13 protein-coding genes are annotated in these 15,072 nt (G+C 63.7%); 10 read left to right on the forward strand and 3 right to left on the reverse strand.

From position 1 onward, the window contains the following. Positions 1 to 55: 55 nt before the first annotated feature. The 4 genes from ACX3OZ_RS04130 to ACX3OZ_RS04145 are packed head-to-tail and all read left to right on the forward strand — an operon-like array spanning position 56 to position 4,326. On the forward strand, positions 56 to 1,564 hold the full coding sequence (locus ACX3OZ_RS04130) for a sugar ABC transporter ATP-binding protein (protein WP_459103894.1): 1,509 nt from the start codon (positions 56 to 58) through the stop codon (positions 1,562 to 1,564). Next, on the forward strand, positions 1,561 to 2,532 hold the full coding sequence (locus tag ACX3OZ_RS04135) for an ABC transporter permease (RefSeq protein ID WP_459103895.1): 972 nt from the start codon (positions 1,561 to 1,563) through the stop codon (positions 2,530 to 2,532). The genes ACX3OZ_RS04130 and ACX3OZ_RS04135 overlap by 4 nt, the downstream gene beginning before the upstream one ends. Beyond that, on the forward strand, positions 2,532 to 3,509 hold the full coding sequence (locus ACX3OZ_RS04140; RefSeq protein ID WP_459096517.1) for an ABC transporter permease: 978 nt from the start codon (positions 2,532 to 2,534) through the stop codon (positions 3,507 to 3,509). Before ACX3OZ_RS04135 ends, ACX3OZ_RS04140 begins: the two co-directional genes overlap by 1 nt. A 19-nt stretch (positions 3,510 to 3,528) precedes the next feature. Further along, on the forward strand, positions 3,529 to 4,326 hold the full coding sequence (locus tag ACX3OZ_RS04145) for an SDR family oxidoreductase (protein ID WP_459096518.1): 798 nt from the start codon (positions 3,529 to 3,531) through the stop codon (positions 4,324 to 4,326). Here the strand turns inward: ACX3OZ_RS04145 and ACX3OZ_RS04150 are convergent. Then, positions 4,323 to 5,189 (reverse strand): SMP-30/gluconolactonase/LRE family protein, encoded by an 867-nt coding sequence (locus tag ACX3OZ_RS04150; RefSeq protein WP_459096519.1) that lies wholly within the window; start codon positions 5,187 to 5,189, stop codon positions 4,323 to 4,325. The genes ACX3OZ_RS04145 and ACX3OZ_RS04150 overlap by 4 nt on opposite strands. Before the next feature lie 44 nt (positions 5,190 to 5,233). Next, the gene (locus ACX3OZ_RS04155; RefSeq protein WP_459096520.1) at positions 5,234 to 5,953 is read right to left on the reverse strand and encodes a FadR/GntR family transcriptional regulator; all 720 of its coding nucleotides are present in this window, start codon (positions 5,951 to 5,953) and stop codon (positions 5,234 to 5,236) included. A 168-nt stretch (positions 5,954 to 6,121) separates the two neighbouring features. On the opposite strand from ACX3OZ_RS04155, the gene ACX3OZ_RS04160 reads away from it, so the two are divergent. Beyond that, positions 6,122 to 7,132, forward strand: coding sequence for a mannonate dehydratase (locus ACX3OZ_RS04160; protein WP_459096521.1), 1,011 nt, complete (start codon positions 6,122 to 6,124; stop codon positions 7,130 to 7,132). A 210-nt stretch (positions 7,133 to 7,342) separates the two neighbouring features. On the opposite strand, the gene kdgD is transcribed toward ACX3OZ_RS04160, so the two are convergent. Next, positions 7,343 to 8,248, reverse strand: a complete 906-nt coding sequence (gene kdgD / locus ACX3OZ_RS04165) for a 5-dehydro-4-deoxyglucarate dehydratase (protein ID WP_459103896.1) — start codon at positions 8,246 to 8,248, stop codon at positions 7,343 to 7,345. Between the two features lie 225 nt (positions 8,249 to 8,473). On the opposite strand from kdgD, the gene ACX3OZ_RS04170 reads away from it, so the two are divergent. The 5 genes from ACX3OZ_RS04170 (at position 8,474) to ACX3OZ_RS04190 (ending at position 15,024) form a co-directional block, all read left to right on the forward strand. Next, positions 8,474 to 10,342 (forward strand): ABC transporter substrate-binding protein, encoded by a 1,869-nt coding sequence (locus tag ACX3OZ_RS04170; protein WP_459103897.1) that lies wholly within the window; start codon positions 8,474 to 8,476, stop codon positions 10,340 to 10,342. Positions 10,343 to 10,403: 61 nt separating this feature from the next. After that, entirely contained in the window at positions 10,404 to 11,387 is a 984-nt protein-coding gene (locus ACX3OZ_RS04175) for an ABC transporter permease (RefSeq protein WP_459096524.1), read from the forward strand. Then, complete coding sequence (locus ACX3OZ_RS04180; protein ID WP_459103898.1) at positions 11,384 to 12,526, forward strand: ABC transporter permease; 1,143 nt, start codon at positions 11,384 to 11,386, stop codon at positions 12,524 to 12,526. The genes ACX3OZ_RS04175 and ACX3OZ_RS04180 overlap by 4 nt, the downstream gene beginning before the upstream one ends. 7 nt (positions 12,527 to 12,533) lie before the next feature. Then, positions 12,534 to 14,231: an ABC transporter ATP-binding protein gene (locus ACX3OZ_RS04185; RefSeq protein WP_459103899.1), complete on the forward strand. Its 1,698-nt coding sequence runs from the start codon at positions 12,534 to 12,536 to the stop codon at positions 14,229 to 14,231. After that, positions 14,224 to 15,024: an NAD-dependent epimerase/dehydratase family protein gene (locus ACX3OZ_RS04190; protein WP_459096527.1), complete on the forward strand. Its 801-nt coding sequence runs from the start codon at positions 14,224 to 14,226 to the stop codon at positions 15,022 to 15,024. Before ACX3OZ_RS04185 ends, ACX3OZ_RS04190 begins: the two co-directional genes overlap by 8 nt. Positions 15,025 to 15,072 lie beyond the last annotated feature (48 nt).

The following is a 15,072-nucleotide window of genomic DNA, read 5'->3' on the forward strand; positions in this document are numbered from 1 at the left end:
CCGGCCTGCGGGCCGGGGACAATTTACCGGCCGACCAGGGTAGGGTGTCGCCTATATGACGGAAGCAGCTTCGGTGCGTCCTGTGCTGGACGCGCGCAATGTGACCAAGCGCTTCGGCGCGGTCGTGGCGCTCAAGGATGCGTCGCTCACCGTGGCCGCCGGCGAAATCGTCGCGCTGATGGGGGCCAACGGGGCGGGTAAATCCACCTTCGTCAAAATTCTCACCGGCGCCCTGCGGGCCGATGCCGGTCATATCCATCTCGATGGGCAGGACCGCCGCTTTGCCTCGCCGGCGCAGGCGCGCCGCGCCGGCATCATGCCGGTCTATCAGGAGCCCTCGCTGATCCCCGACCTCGACGTGGCCGACAATCTGCGGCTGATCGATGTGAAACTGGCGCCGTTCCGCCATTGGGTGAGCGAGCTGGGCATCGCCGATTTGCGGCTCGATGCTATTATTGCGCATTTGCCGCTGGCGACGTTGCGCATCCTCGATCTGGCCATGACCTTGGCGAAGGAGCCCAAGGTTTTGCTGCTCGACGAGATGACCGCCGCTTTGCCGACCGATCTGGTCGAGCGGGTGCTGACGGTTATTCGCGCTCAGGCCGATAGCGGGCGCTCGGTCATCTATATTTCGCATCGCTTTGCCGAAATCGCCCGCGTCTGCGACCGTGCCTCGGTGCTGCGCGACGGCGTTACCGTCGGTGACTTTGTCATTGCGCCCGGCATCGAGGAAGACATTGTCGAGCTGATGCTGGGCGGCGTGCCCACCCGCGTCGAGGTGAGTGGGGAGCGGCCGGCCGATACCCGAACCGGCACGCCACGCCTCGCGGTGCGCAATATCAGCGCCGGGGCCAAGCTGGCGGATGTGTCGTTTGACCTGCATCGCGGCGAGGTGCTGGGCGTCGTCGCGCTGGAAGGGCAGGGACAGGATGAACTGTTCGACGTGCTCTCCGGCTTCCGCCGCGCCCAGGCCGGCAGCATCGCGGTCGATGGCAAGCCGGCCAGCTTTGGCCATCCCGCCGATGCCATCGCGCGCGGGCTGACTTTGGTGCCCGGTGACCGCAAGGACGCGCTGCTGATGCTGCGTTCCGTGCGCGAAAACATCGCCTTGCCGCTGCTGGCGCGACCCTCGAAATGGGGCGCCATTCCGATGCGGCAGGAAGCAGCGCAGGTCGCCAATGCGGTGGCGCGGCTGCAGATCGATATGCGCGCCCAGGCCGAAGTACGGCGGCTGTCGGGCGGCAATCAGCAAAAGGTCACCATTGGCCGCTGGGTCGCTGCCGGGGTGGAAACCCTGCTGCTGTTCGACCCGACGCGCGGCATCGACGTGCGCACCAAGCACCAGATTTACCCGCTGCTGCGCGAGCTGGCGGCGCAGGGGGCTTCCATCCTGTTCTATACCTCCGAGCTGGGTGAGGTGGCGCTGGCCTGCGACCGCGCCATTGTCATTTTCGGCGGCAAGGTGGTCGACATCATCGACGCCGCTGACGCGACGGAGCAAAACCTGATGCGCGCCGCCTATGGCTTGACCGAGGCCGAAGCCAACGCCGGAGCCCAGCCATGAGTGCCGTGCTTTCCCGCCATGGCTGGACGCTGGGTCTCGGCGTCATCCTGCTGATCCTGCTGGTCTCGACCCGCATCATCCAGCCCAATTTCGGCGTTTCCGGCCTCGACTCTTTGGCCCGCGCCGCTTTGCCTTTCGCCTTCGCCACCATCGGCATGGGCATCGTGGTCATTGCCGGTGGCATTGATCTGTCCATCGCCTCGATCATGGCAGTGGCCGGGGTCATCGCCGCGCTGCTGATGCAGCAAATGGGCGAGGCCAATGCCGGGCTGGTCGTGCTTATCGTGCTGCTCGCCGGGGCCGGCATGGGCGCGCTCAATGGCTTGCTGATCGTGCTCAGCCGCGTCCCCGACATCGTCGTGACCCTCGCCATGCTGTTCGTCTGGGAGGGCGTGGCCCTGCTGATCCTCAACGCCCCCGGCGGCGCGGCGACGCCGTGGCTGCGGGCGCTGGTGGTCGGCAGCGTCACCATTCCCGGCCTGCCACCCGAATGGACCGCCTGGCTGCCGCGCGCACTGGTGGTGCTCATCGCCTTCACCGCCATCATCTGGCTGCCGCTGCGCCGCTCCAAATTGGGCCTGTCCATCTACGCCATCGGCAGCGACCAGCATGCGGCCTTCCGTTCCGGCGTGCCGATCGGGCTGACCCGCATTGCCGCCTATGCGCTGGCCGGATTGTTCGCCGCTTTGGGCGGGATCGCCATCACCCTGAGCACCGGCATCGGCGAGCCGATCCCCGGCCCCTATCTGCTGGCCAGCGTGGCCGCCGTCGTGCTCGGTGGTATTTCGCTGACGGGCGGACGCGGCGGCCTTCTCGGGCCAATCATCGCCGTCTTCATCCTGCGCACTCTGCGCCTCGATCTCACTTTGCTCTCGGTCGATCCCAACGTCACCACCATCATCGAAGGCATCATCATGGTCGCCGTGGTGATGATCGGCGGCCTGCTGGCCATGAAAGGACGGCGCTGATGACTATGCCAGCCGAGACCCTGTCACCGCTGCAACACAGCGCCCGGATCATCCGTGAAAACCCGGTGCTGCCGCTGGTGCTGCTGCTGTTTGCCCTGATCGGGCTGCTCGAATTTCTGCAGCCGGGCATTTTCAACGAACGCTGGATCGGCAACACCATCCGCTTCGCCATTCCGCTGGCCATGCTGGCCGCCTGCCAGACCCTGACCATGCTCACCGGCGGCATCGACCTGTCGGCCGGCGTCGTCGCCACGGTCAGCGCCTTTGTCGTGGCCTCGCTGACGCCGCTGGTCGGCGGCCCTTCGGCCATCGCGCTGGCGCTGGTGCCGGCGGTGCTGATGGGGCTGGTCAACGGCTTCGGCGTCGGCATCTGCCGCGTCCATCCGCTGATTATGACGCTGGGCACCGGCTTGATCGGCACCGGGTGTCTGCAGGTCTATCAGCGCTATGTCATCAATACCGGTTCGGAAATTCCTGGGATGTTCGAATGGCTGGGCACTGGCCGAACCATGGGCATGCCCAATGCGCTGTACCTGTTCGTGCCCTTCGCCATCCTCATCATCTGGGGGCTGCGGCGCACCGGCTTTGGCCGGCTGCTCTACGCCATCGGCGCCAATGAGAACGCCACCCGCCTCTCGGGCGTGCGCTCCTGGCAGGTGCTGATGGCGCTTTATACGCTGGTTGGCTTGATCGCCGGCCTCACCGGCCTGCTTTATGTCGGCATTATTCGCGCGCCATCGCTGTCGCTGGCCAATTCGCTGCTGCTGCCCTCGGTTGCCGCTGCGGTCATTGGCGGCACCTCGATTTTTGGCGGGCGCGGCAGCTATTCCGGCACCATTGTCGGGGCGCTGATCCTGACCGTGCTGGGCACGCTGCTCACCCTGCTACAGATTCCCGAGGGCGCGCGGCGCATGCTGTTCGGCGCCATCATTCTGGTGGTCACCGCGCTGTATGTGCGGCTGACCGATCAAAGCTGATTTTTCGGAGACGAGGCCGATGACTGCGCCGTTTGGACAAGCCCTGCTGGGCAAAGCCATTTTCATCACCGGTGGCTTTCAGGGCGTCGGCCTCGAAATCGCCCGCCACGCTCACGCCAATGGCGCCAGCCGTATCGTGCTGGCCGGGCGCAATCCGGACAAGGCCGGGCCGGTGCGGGCCGAATTGCCCAAGGCCGAACTGGTGTTTGGCGAATTGAGCGATCCGCAGGTGCCGCCGCGGCTGCTGGCCGAAGCGCTGGAAAATGGGCCGCTGGATGGGCTGGTAAATGCTGCCGGCGCGACGGATCGCGGCAGCTTTCTCGATGGCACGGCCGAGCTGTGGGACCGGCTGTTTGCCGTCAATGCCCGCGCGCCGTTCCTGCTGATGAGCGGCTTGATCACCCATCTGCGCCAGCGCGGCGCGCCCGGCTCCATCGTCAATATCCAGTCGATGAACGCCCATTGCGGCGCGCCGGACCTGGCGGTCTATTCGGCCAGCAAGGGCGCCTTGGCGACGCTGACCCGCAATGCCGCCAATGCCCATGTCGCCGACCGCATCCGGGTCAACGCCATCAATATGGGCTGGGCCAACACTACCGGCGAGCAACAGATGCAGGCTGACATTCTGGGCAAGGGGCCAGGTTGGGTCGACGCCGCCGCCAGCACGTTGCCACTGGACCGGCTATTGTCGGCCAGTGAAGTGGCGCGGCTTGCCATCTACCTGCTGTCAGATTTGTCGGGGCTGCAAACCGGCACCGCCACCGATCTGGAGCAATGGGTGGTCGGCGCGCCGCCATCGACTTACGGCAAGGGCTAGGTCCCAAACCGGGCGACGGGCACGCCGGGGGTCTCGACGCGAAAACTGATGATGCCATCCAGCCCAGCGGCGTCGGACTTGGAGTCGAGGCTCGTCACATAGATGGTGCGCAGATCTGGCCCGCCAAAGCAGGGCATGGTCGGATTGCGCAATGGCACGTCGACCCAGCCGAGCAAGTCCCCATCAGCCGAAAACCGGTTGATCCGGCTCGCCGACGGGCCGGCTGACCAATAGATATCGTCCAGATCGCAGGCGCCGCCATCGGGCCGGCCCGCCGCTTCGTCATGCTCGCGCAGCCGACGGCGATTGCTGACTGCACCGTCGCTGACGGCAAAATCCCAGCAATCAAGCCAGATATCGCCGCGTGAATCCGAATGATAGAGCCGCGTCGCGGCAGCGTTCCACGCCAGCCCGTTGGCAATGGCGATGCCCTCGGCAATCACCCGCACCGAACCATCGGGGCCGACGCGATAGAGCTGGCCGGCCGGCGGGCCGTCGCCGCTGGCATCCATGCTGCCGACCCAGAAGGCGCCATCCGGCCCGACCTTGCCGTCATTGAGCCGCATCTCCGGCTTGGCATGCGCAATCCGCGCCACGGTCTCGCGCCGGCCACTGGCCGGATCGAACAGCACCACATCATGGCGTAGCGCCACCACCAGCCGGCCCTGCTGCGCCAGCCCGAAGCTGGGCACCGGCTCGTCAAACGCCCAGCGCTGTCGCGTTCCATTGGCGACATCCAGCGCGTGGATCATCCCGGCCGGAATATCGCACCACCACAGCCATTGCCGCGCCGCATCCCAGACCGGGCTCTCCCCCACTCCAAAGCGCTCGGCGATGACCATGGTGATCTCGGGTTGGTGCATGGTTTTGGCTTTCTGTTCGCGGGCAGGATCGCGCCCCTTAGGCCTCACACCGCATCATGCGCCAGGCTCCATTCGCGGTAGCGGCGACGGCCGCCTTCGAGGTGCTGGCGCATGGCGCTGCGGGCGGCGTCGGCCTGCCGCTCGGTGATGGCTTCGAAAATCAGCCGGTGCTCGCTGTCGATATTGCGCAGGAACTCGGCCTTGTCGGTGTCGTCGCTGAAACTGGCGCCCAGCGCCCGGCGCGGGATCAGCCGCTCGCCCATTTCGTCGACGAACAGGCGAAACCGGGTATTGTTGGTGGCGTCGGCGATGGCGCGGTGAAAGCTGCGATCGGCGTCGGTGGCCAGGGTATTGTCGTCCAGATGCCGCGCGAACTGGCTCATCGCCTGCTCCATGCGCAGCAGATTGGTTTCGGTGCGCCGCTCGGCCGCCAGCCCCGCCGCCTCGATTTCCACGCTCATGCGGAATTCCATGAAATCCAGCACGTCGCCGATATCCTGCGGCGCCTCCATGAACATCGAACCGCCCGAGGGCTTGGGCGGGGCGCTGACATAGACGCCGCTGCCGCGCAGCGAGCGCAGCCGGCCTTCCGCCTTGAGGCTGGCAATGGCCTCGCGCACCACGGTGCGGCTGACCGAGAACTGCTCGCAGAGCCGGTCTGCCGTCGGCAGCTTGTCGCCGGGCTGCAGATTGTCTTGCAGGATCATCTGCACCAGGCCGCTCTTCACCCGATCCGTCAGTCGTATCGCTGGGATTTCCGCCATTTGTCCTTTGCCGCATCTCAATACCAAGGTGAGCGAACATATCATCCTGCGCCGCGTCGCGCCTGCAGGAAATATCTGCTCTGCACGCCCCTCGTCGCGCATTTTTCTTGTAGCATGGCCAAATATTTCATACAACTTTGGAGAAATCATAAAACATGAGGGCGAGACATGTATATCGGCACCCAGCTCAGTGGCGAAAAGCTGGAAGAGGTGGGCGACCGCTATCTGCGGCAACTGGCCCAGCTCGGCATTGTCCATGTCTGCATCGATCCGGCGGGTAGTCCCTATAGCTGGACGCGCGACGTGCTGGCGCGGCACATCGACCGCATCGATGCGGCCGGGCTGGTGCTCGACATGGTGCAATTGCCGCTCTCCTCGGCCGGTGTCGACAGGGTCAAATCGCCGGGCATCGTGCTGGGGCAGGAGCCGGAGCGCGAGCGCGAGCTGGATGGCATTTGCCGGCTGATCGAGATGCTGGGCGATGATCTCGGCATCAAGGCGACCAAGTATAATTTCAACCTGATGGGCATTCCCCGCACCACCTCCGAGCGCGGCCGCGGCGGCGCGCTGCTGTCCACCTATCGCGCCGATCAGGCGAGTGATGGCGAGGTGCTGACGCGGGCCGGGCAGGTCAGTGCCGAGCAGATGTGGGAGCGCATCACCTATTTCCTCGAGCGCGTCGTGCCGGTGGCCGAAGCCAGCAAGGTGCGCCTCGCCTGCCATCCGCATGATCCGCTGACGCCGCCGGGCTATCGGGGCATGGAGGAGCGGGTGCTGGGCAGCGCCGAAGGGCTCAAGAAATTCGTTTCCATCGCCGAAAGCCCCTATCACGGGCTCAATTTCTGCCAGGGCACGGTGGCGGAAAGTCTGGTCAATCCGCGTGAGGAGATCGGCGATATCATCCGCTGGTTCGGCGAGCGGAAGAAAATTTTCAACGTGCATTTCCGCAATATCAAGGGCGGGCGTTTCTCCTTCACCGAGGAATTTCCCGATGCCGGCGACATGGACATGCCGGCCAGCCTGCGGCTCTACAAGGAGGTGGGCGTCGACTGCATGATCATGCCGGATCACGTCCCCGATATTGATGGCGCCGCGCCGTTTGAAACCGCCTTTGCCTTCACCTTTGGCTATATTATTGCGCTGTTTCAGGCCAATGGCTGGGACCCGTATGGGCGGTAGCTTGGCGGGTTACTCTCCCCCACCCGCGGTGTCACCCGGCCTTGAGCCGGGGTCCATCCCCCGATCATGCCGATGAAACCATCTCAGGATGGGGCCGGCTCAAGGCCGGGATGACATCGCGTTTCGGGGTGGGGGTAAGGCTCAATTCCCCAGTACAAACCAAAAAGCCCGGACCTTCTGGTCCGGGCTTTTTGACACCAGGGAGGGTGTTTAGCGGTGCGCGGCGATCAGGCCGGCGAGGATTTCGCGTTCATGCGGGTCGAGGTCGATCAGGGGGCTGCGGACGTTGCCGGCCGGGCGGCCGACGAGTTCGGCGCCGGTCTTGATCATCGACACCGCGTAGCCGCGCTTGTGGTCGCGTAGCGCGATCAGCGGCAGGTAGAAGCTCTTGAGCAGGCTTTGCACCGTGGCGCTGTCGCGCTGCCGGACGGCGTTGTAGAAGCGCAGCGCCAGCTCGGGGACGAAGTTGAACACCGCCGAGGAATAGGTGGTGACGCCCATTTCCAGATAAGGCTGGGCGAAGACTTCGGCGGTCGGCAAGCCGCCAATATGCACCATGCGGTCGCCGATCCGGCTGGCCACCTGCACCATCAGTTGCAGATCGCCAATGCCATCCTTGTAGCCGATCAAATTGGGGCACATCTCGGCGAGGCGGGCCAGCGAGTCCGGGGTCAGTCGCGAATTGTCGCGCGCGTAATAGATGACGCCGATGCGCACCGCGTCGCAGATCGCCTTCATATGGGCGATGATGCCTTCCTGCTCGGCGAACATCAGATAATGCGGCAGCACCAGAATGCCGGCGGCGCCGGCCTTTTCGGCGCGCCTGGCCAGGTCGACGGCGAGGCGGGTGCCATAGCCGACGCCGGCCAGCACCGGCGCATTGGCGGCGCTGTTGCGCACGGCGGTGCTGATCACATCGTCATATTCATCATAGCCGATCGAGAAGAACTCGCCGGTGCCGCCCGCCGCGAACAGGCCCGAGATGTCATAGGATGACAGCCATTGCAGGCGTTTCGCATAGGAGTCGCGGTCGAACTCCCCCGCCGCATCGAAGTCCGTCACCGGAAAGGACAGTAGGCCCGTACCGATCTTGGCTTTGATTTCGTCGAAGGTCACGTCAGTCTCCTGCTGCAAAGAAAGTAGTATGATTGCTTCGAGCTAACATTGCCAAACGCGCCCTGTCAACGCCAGAAATTGGGGGCTGTATCAGGGCGTCTTAAAAGAAGTATGATTTCTTATTGACAAGAATGTTGCTGTCATACGAAAGTGCCATCGATCAAAGCTTGATGGGAGGGAACATTGAAGCATTTCACACGAGCCGCATTAGCGGGAATCTCCGTATTGGCCCTGGCCAGTGCGGGATTCGCTCAGGACTACAAACAGGCCCCTGAACTCGACGCGCTGGTCGCCAGCGGGGCGCTGCCGGCCGTTGCCGAGCGGGTCAGTGCAAATCCGCGCGTCATCGTGCCGGTGGCAGAAGTGGGGCAGTATGGGGGGACGTTCCGCGGTGGCATGGTTGGCGGCAATGACCGCAACATGCTTTTCACCCACTTTGGCTACGAGCCGCTGCTGGCCTGGGATGCCGACTGGACCGGCGAAGTGGTGCCCAATATCGCCACCGGCTACACCGCCAGCGCCGATAGCAAATCCTTCACCTTCACCCTGCGTGAGGGCATGAAGTGGTCGGATGGCTCGCCCTTCAGCTCCGACGATGTGGCCTTCTTCATCGAAGATGTCCTCCCCGACGCCAAGCTGTTTCCGACCAAGCCGGGCTGGCTGACGGTCGAGGGCGAATTGCCGACCATCGCCGTGACCTCGCCGACCGAATTCACCATTTCCTGGACCAAGCCGAACGGGCTGTTCATCATCAATGCCGCCAGCGTCTATGGCGTGCAGCTGGCGATGCTCAGCAAGGCCTATTGCAGCCCGTTTCTGCCGAAATATAACGCCGAGGCGGATGCTACTGCCAAGGCGGCCGGGGCGGCAGACTGGGCCGAGCGGATGATCGCCATGTGCGGCATCGGCATCGAGGCCATCGAGCGCTGGCGCAATCCGGAACGCCCGACCATCGAGGCATGGCGTATCATCGATCCCTATGTGGCCGGCGCCACCCGCGTCACGCTGGAGCGCAATCCCTATTACTGGAAGGTCGACACTGCCGGAAACCAGCTGCCCTATATCGACGATCTGAGCATCTCGGTGAATGCGGAAGCCCAGACGCTGCTGCTCGGCGTGCTGGCCGGCGAAATCGACTATGAAGTGCGCCACATCGCCAATCCGCCCAATCTGCCGGTGCTGGCCGAGGGCATGGATGCCGGCAATTATCATATCAGCAGCCGTGAATCCCGCGTCGGCAATGCGATGACCATTTCGGTCAATCTCAACTCGCACGATCCGGTCAAGCAGCCGGTGTTCCAGAACAAGGACTTCCGCGTCGCGCTGTCCCATGCGCTGGATCGCCAGGCGATCATCGACACGCTGTATCTGGGGCAGGGCACGCCGCAGCAGGTGTCGCCGCGCCAGGGCACGCCGTTCTATAATGAGAAGCTGGCTACCCAGTATCTCGAATATGACGTGGCTGAAGCCAACCGCCTGCTCGACTCCATCGGTCTCGACAAGCGGGGCGGCAATGGCTTGCGGCTGGCGCCCGATGGCAGTCCGCTGGTGGTCAATGTCGCGGCAGTGACCGCACTGGGCGCCATGGCCGATGCGGCTGAGCTGTTCGTGCAATATTGGCAGGCCGTGGGCGTCGATGCTCGCTTCGCTGCCATGGACCGCACGCGGTTCTATGAGGAAAAGACCGCCAGCCAGCATGACATCGTGGTCTGGGGCGCAACCTCGGGCGGCATCGACGTGTTCATCGACCCACGCGACTATTTCCCCTTCTCCACCGAGACCAATTTCGCCATCGACTGGGCGAAATATTATATCGGCGACGGCGGCGAGGAACCGCCAGCTTACGTCAAGGACCAGTGGTCGCTCTATGACCAGATCAAGGGTACGTCGGACCCCGACAAGCAGGCGGCGCTGTTCCAGCAGATCCTCGATATTGCGGCCGATCAATTCTACCAGATCGGCGTCAGTACCGCGATCAACAGCTTTGCCGTGGTGGGCAATACGCTCGGCAACGTCCCCGAAGATACTCCGGTCGGCTGGATCCACCCTGATCCGGGCACGCTGAATACCGAGCAGTTCTACTTCAAGCAGTAGTCCCCGCTTGAGGCCCGGCCGCCAGTCGGCCGGGCCATCCCCGCACGGAGTGTCGCGCGTCATGCTGTTTTATATTCTCAAGCGGATCGCCGGCATGATCCCGGCCATGCTGGCCATTTCGGTGCTGGCCTTCGTGGTGATCCAGCTGCCGCCCGGCGACTATGTCTCCACCTATGCCGCCCAGATTGCCCAGACCGGCGAGGCCGTCGATAGCGCGCTGCTGGAGTCGCTGCGCAACCGCTACGGCCTCGGCGAAAATCTGGTGGTGCAATATTTCAAATGGATCGGCGGCATTGCCCGTGGCGATTTCGGCGACAGCTTCGAGTGGCGCCAGCCGGTGACCGAGCTGATCTGGGGCCGCATGGGCATGACGGCGCTGATCTCGCTGTGCACGCTGGTGCTGATGTGGGCCTTTGCGCTGCCGATCGGCATCTATTCCGCCGCCCGCCAATATTCGGTGACCGATTACCTCTCTACCGCCTTTGCTTTCCTCGCCATGGCGACGCCCAATTTCCTGCTGGCCATCGTGCTGCTTTACATCACCACCATGTGGTTCGGCGTTTCGGTCGGCGGGCTGTTCTCGCCAGCCTTCGAGAATGCGCCGTGGTCGCTGGCCAAATTGTGGGATTTCATCACCCATGCCTGGGTGCCGATTTTCGTGCTCGGCACCGCCGGCACCGCCTCGCTGATCCGCATCATGCGCGCCAATCTGCTCGATGAGCTGCACAAGCCTTATGTCGAGGCTGGGCGCGCCAAGGGGCTGCCGGAAGCCAGGCTGATCCTGACCTATCCGACGCGCGTGGCGCTCAACCCGTTCATTTCCACTGTTGGCTGGGTGTTGCCGGCACTGATTTCGGGCGAACTCATCGTCTCGACGGTGCTGAACCTGCCCACTGCCGGCCCGTTGCTGCTGCAGGCGCTCAAGAGCCAGGACATGTATCTGGCCGGCGCCTTCATCCTGCTCAGTGGCGGCCTGGTGCTGATCGGCACCCTGGTCTCCGATATTCTCCTGGCGATTTCCGATCCGAGGATCCGTCTGCAATGAGCCTCGAAACCCCTCTCCCCCAGAGTGACGACCATCTGCTCGACCAACAGGTCGTGGGCGGAAGCCTGCAAGCCGCTGGCCAGTGGACGCTGATGTGGAACAAGTTCCGCAAACACAAGCTGGCGGTGATCTCGCTGGTGGTGGTGCTGTTCATCTATCTGGTGGCGCTGTTCGCCGAATTCCTCGCCCCTTATGATCCGGGCAAATTCGATCCGCGCTATACCTTCGCGCCGCCACAGGCGATTGGCTGGTTTGTCGATGGCCAGTTCCAGCCCCATGTCACCGGCTTTGATATCCAGCTCGATCCGAAGAGCTTCCGCCGCGTCTTCACCACCGACCCGAGTGCGATCATTCCCATCGGCCTGTTCGTCGCCGGCCAGCCCTATAAAATGTGGGGCCTGTTCGAGACCAATCTGCATTTCATCGGCCCGCTCGATCCGACCCAGCCGTTTTTCCTCGCTGGTGGCGACCGGCTGGGCCGCGACCTGCTCAGCCGCACTATTCACGGCACGCGGATTTCCATGTCCATTGGCCTCGTCGGGGTCGGGCTGTCGCTGGTGATCGGCATGATCCTGGGCGGCATTTCCGGCTATCGCGGCGGCATGATCGACCGGGTGATCCAGCGCGTCATCGAATTCATCCGCTCGGTGCCCACCATTCCGCTCTGGCTCGGGCTGGCCGCCGCCATGCCCAAGGACTGGCCGCCGCTCCAGGTGTATTTCTCCATCCTGATCATTCTGTCGCTGATTGGCTGGACCGAAATTGCCCGCGTGGTGCGGGGGCGCTTTCTCAGCCTGCGCAGCGATGATTTCGTCATTGCCGCCCGGCTCGACGGGGTCAGCGAATTCCGCCTGATCATGCGCCACATGATGCCCTCGCTCTATTCGCACATCATCGCCGCCATCACCCTGGCCATTCCCAATATGATCCTGGCCGAAACCTCGCTCAGCTTCCTCGGGCTTGGGCTGCAGCCGCCCATCGTCAGCTGGGGCGTGCTGTTGCAGGATACCCAGAATTTGCGGGCCATCACCCAGGCGCCGTGGATGTTCGTGCCGGGTGTCTGCGTCGTGGTGGCGGTGCTGTCGCTCAATTTCCTCGGCGATGGCGTGCGCGACGCCGCCGACCCCTATGCCAAGTGAGGTTGCCATGATCGACACTGCCGCGCCGATCCTGAAGATCAGCAATCTCTCGGTAGAATTCCCGATGCACAAATCGGTGCTGCATGCGGTCAAAGACATCAGCTTCGACCTGCATCGCGGCGAGACGCTGTGCGTGGTGGGGGAAAGCGGCTCGGGCAAATCCGTCACCGCCCGCGCCATCCTCCAGCTCGTGCCCAAGCCGGGTGAAATCACCGCCGGCAAGATCGAGCTGACCACCGAGACCGGCTCGGTCGATATCGTGGCGCTGGGCAATAGCGGGCCGGCGATCCGCCAGATTCGCGGCCGCCGCATCGCCATGATTTTTCAGGAGCCGATGACCAGTCTGTCTCCGGTGCACACCATCGGCCACCAGATCATCGAGACCATCCTGCTGCATGAAAAGATCAGCAAGGACGAGGCCCGCAAGCGCGCTGCCGCTTTGCTCGATCGCGTGCGCATTCCCAATCCGGACGCGGCGCTGGATCGCTATTCCTTCGAGTTTTCCGGCGGCATGCGCCAGCGCGCCATGATCGCCATGGCGCTGTCCTGCAATCCCGAAATCCTGATTGCCGACGAGCCGACCACGGCACTCGACGTCACCACCCAGGCCGAAATCCTGTCGCTGATCCGCGAATTGCAGCGCGACCGGGGCATGGCGGTGTTGTTCATCACCCATGACATGGGCGTTGTCGCCCAGATTGCCGATCGGGTGATGGTGATGTTCCGGGGCGAGAAGGTTGAGGAGGCCAATGTCTTTGACCTGTTCGCCCGCCCGCAACAGCCTTATACCCGTGCGCTGCTCGGCTCGGTGCTCAAGCTCGAAACCCCGGCGCCGCGCCCCGAGCGGCCCGTCGCCGAAAAGCCCATCGCCGTGATCAACGATCTAGCGCTGCATTTTCCGCTCAATGCCGGCTTTTTCGGGCGCCCCACCGCCTATCTCAAGGCGATTGACGGGGTCAGTCTCACCATCAATCAGGGCGAGACCGTCGGCGTGGTGGGCGAGTCCGGCTCCGGCAAGACCACGCTCGGCCGCACTTTGCTGCGCGTCTATACCCCCACCGGGGGCCAGGTGAGTTACTGGCGCGGTGATGGCAGTTCGGTCGATATCGCCTCGCTGGGCAAGGCGGGGATGAAGTCGCTTTATGGCGAAGTGCGGATGATCTTTCAGGACCCGCATTCCTCGCTCAATCCGCGCATGACCATCTATCAGATCATCTCCGAGCCGCTGCGCACCAATACCAAGATGAGCGAAACCCAGATGAAGGACCGGGTGCAGGAATTGCTGGAACGCGTCGGCCTGCCGTCGGACATTGGCGACCGCTATCCGCATGCTTTCTCCGGCGGCCAGCGCCAGCGCATTTCCATTGCCCGCGCCGTCGCCGTGCGGCCGCGTCTGATCATCGCCGACGAACCCACTTCGGCGCTCGACGTGTCGTTGCGGCATCAGGTGCTCGACCTGATGCGCGATCTGCAGTCCGAATTCGGGCTGTCCTATCTGTTCATTTCGCACGACATTTCGGTCATCCGTTATTTCTGTGACCGGGTGGCAGTGATGAAGAATGGCAAAATCGTCGAAATCGGCGATGTGGCGCAGATTTGCGAGCGGCCGCAGCACGACTATACCAAGACGCTGATCAGCGCCGTTCCCCGTCCCGATCCCCGCCTGCGCGCCGATGCGCCGTCTGAGGAACTGACGCATGGCTAAAATTCTGCTGACGGGTGCCTCGGGCCGGCTGGGAACGCATTTGCGCCAGTGGTTTGGGCAGCAGGGCCGGGCCTATCTGCCCACCGATATCGTGCCGGCGGCCGATGGGGGCGAGATAAGTCTCGCCGATCTGGCCGACCGGGCAGCGGTCGATGCACTGATGAACCAGGACATTGCCGCGGTGGTGCATTTCGGCGGCATGGCCAAGGAGGCCGGCTGGCAGACCGTGCTCGAAGCCAACATCATCGGCACTTACAATATCTTCGAGGCGGCCCGTCTGGCTGGCGTCAAAAAGGTGATCTTTGCCTCGTCCTATCATGCGCTGGGCATGTACCCGACCGCCGAGGTGCCGATTGCCGTCGACGCGCCGTATCGGCCGGATTCGCTCTATGGCGTCTCCAAGGCTTTTGGCGAGAGTCTGAGCCGGCTGTATTTCGACAAGTTCGGCATCGAATGTCTCAATATCCGCATCTGCACCGCCGGTCAGCCGGGCACTCCGCGTGAGGCGCGGCTATGGTTCAACCGCGATGATCTGGCTGGCCTGGTTGATCACGCGCTCGATATGACCGGCCTGGGGCATCGCACGATGTACGGCATTTCCAACAATCCCAATGCCTTTTTCGTCAACGCGCCGGACCCCGATTTCGGCTGGGCTGCCAGCCACACTTCGCTCGAACTGGGCACGCCCGATCCGCGCGAACCGCTTGATCCGGATAATTCGCGCAATCGGCTGGTCGGCGGCATCTTCACCGAATGGGGCCATTTTGACGACAGTGATCCGGGCAAGGCTTGAGACAGATTGGGGATGGCAAGTCGGGCGCGGCGCTCTATCGTGCGGTGC

Source organism: Devosia sp. A369 (assembly GCF_054489345.1).

Coding starts and splice junctions, on each gene's coding strand:
- ACX3OZ_RS04130 (WP_459103894.1), top strand. CDS start 56: ATGACGGAAGCAGCTTCGGTGCGTCCTGTGCTGGACGCGCGCAATGTG.
- ACX3OZ_RS04135 (WP_459103895.1), top strand. CDS start 1,561: ATGAGTGCCGTGCTTTCCCGCCATGGCTGGACGCTGGGTCTCGGCGTC.
- ACX3OZ_RS04140 (WP_459096517.1), top strand. CDS start 2,532: ATGACTATGCCAGCCGAGACCCTGTCACCGCTGCAACACAGCGCCCGG.
- ACX3OZ_RS04145 (WP_459096518.1), top strand. CDS start 3,529: ATGACTGCGCCGTTTGGACAAGCCCTGCTGGGCAAAGCCATTTTCATC.
- ACX3OZ_RS04150 (WP_459096519.1), bottom strand. CDS start 5,189: ATGCACCAACCCGAGATCACCATGGTCATCGCCGAGCGCTTTGGAGTG.
- ACX3OZ_RS04155 (WP_459096520.1), bottom strand. CDS start 5,953: ATGGCGGAAATCCCAGCGATACGACTGACGGATCGGGTGAAGAGCGGC.
- ACX3OZ_RS04160 (WP_459096521.1), top strand. CDS start 6,122: ATGTATATCGGCACCCAGCTCAGTGGCGAAAAGCTGGAAGAGGTGGGC.
- ACX3OZ_RS04175 (WP_459096524.1), top strand. CDS start 10,404: ATGCTGTTTTATATTCTCAAGCGGATCGCCGGCATGATCCCGGCCATG.
- ACX3OZ_RS04180 (WP_459103898.1), top strand. CDS start 11,384: ATGAGCCTCGAAACCCCTCTCCCCCAGAGTGACGACCATCTGCTCGAC.
- ACX3OZ_RS04185 (WP_459103899.1), top strand. CDS start 12,534: ATGATCGACACTGCCGCGCCGATCCTGAAGATCAGCAATCTCTCGGTA.
- ACX3OZ_RS04190 (WP_459096527.1), top strand. CDS start 14,224: ATGGCTAAAATTCTGCTGACGGGTGCCTCGGGCCGGCTGGGAACGCAT.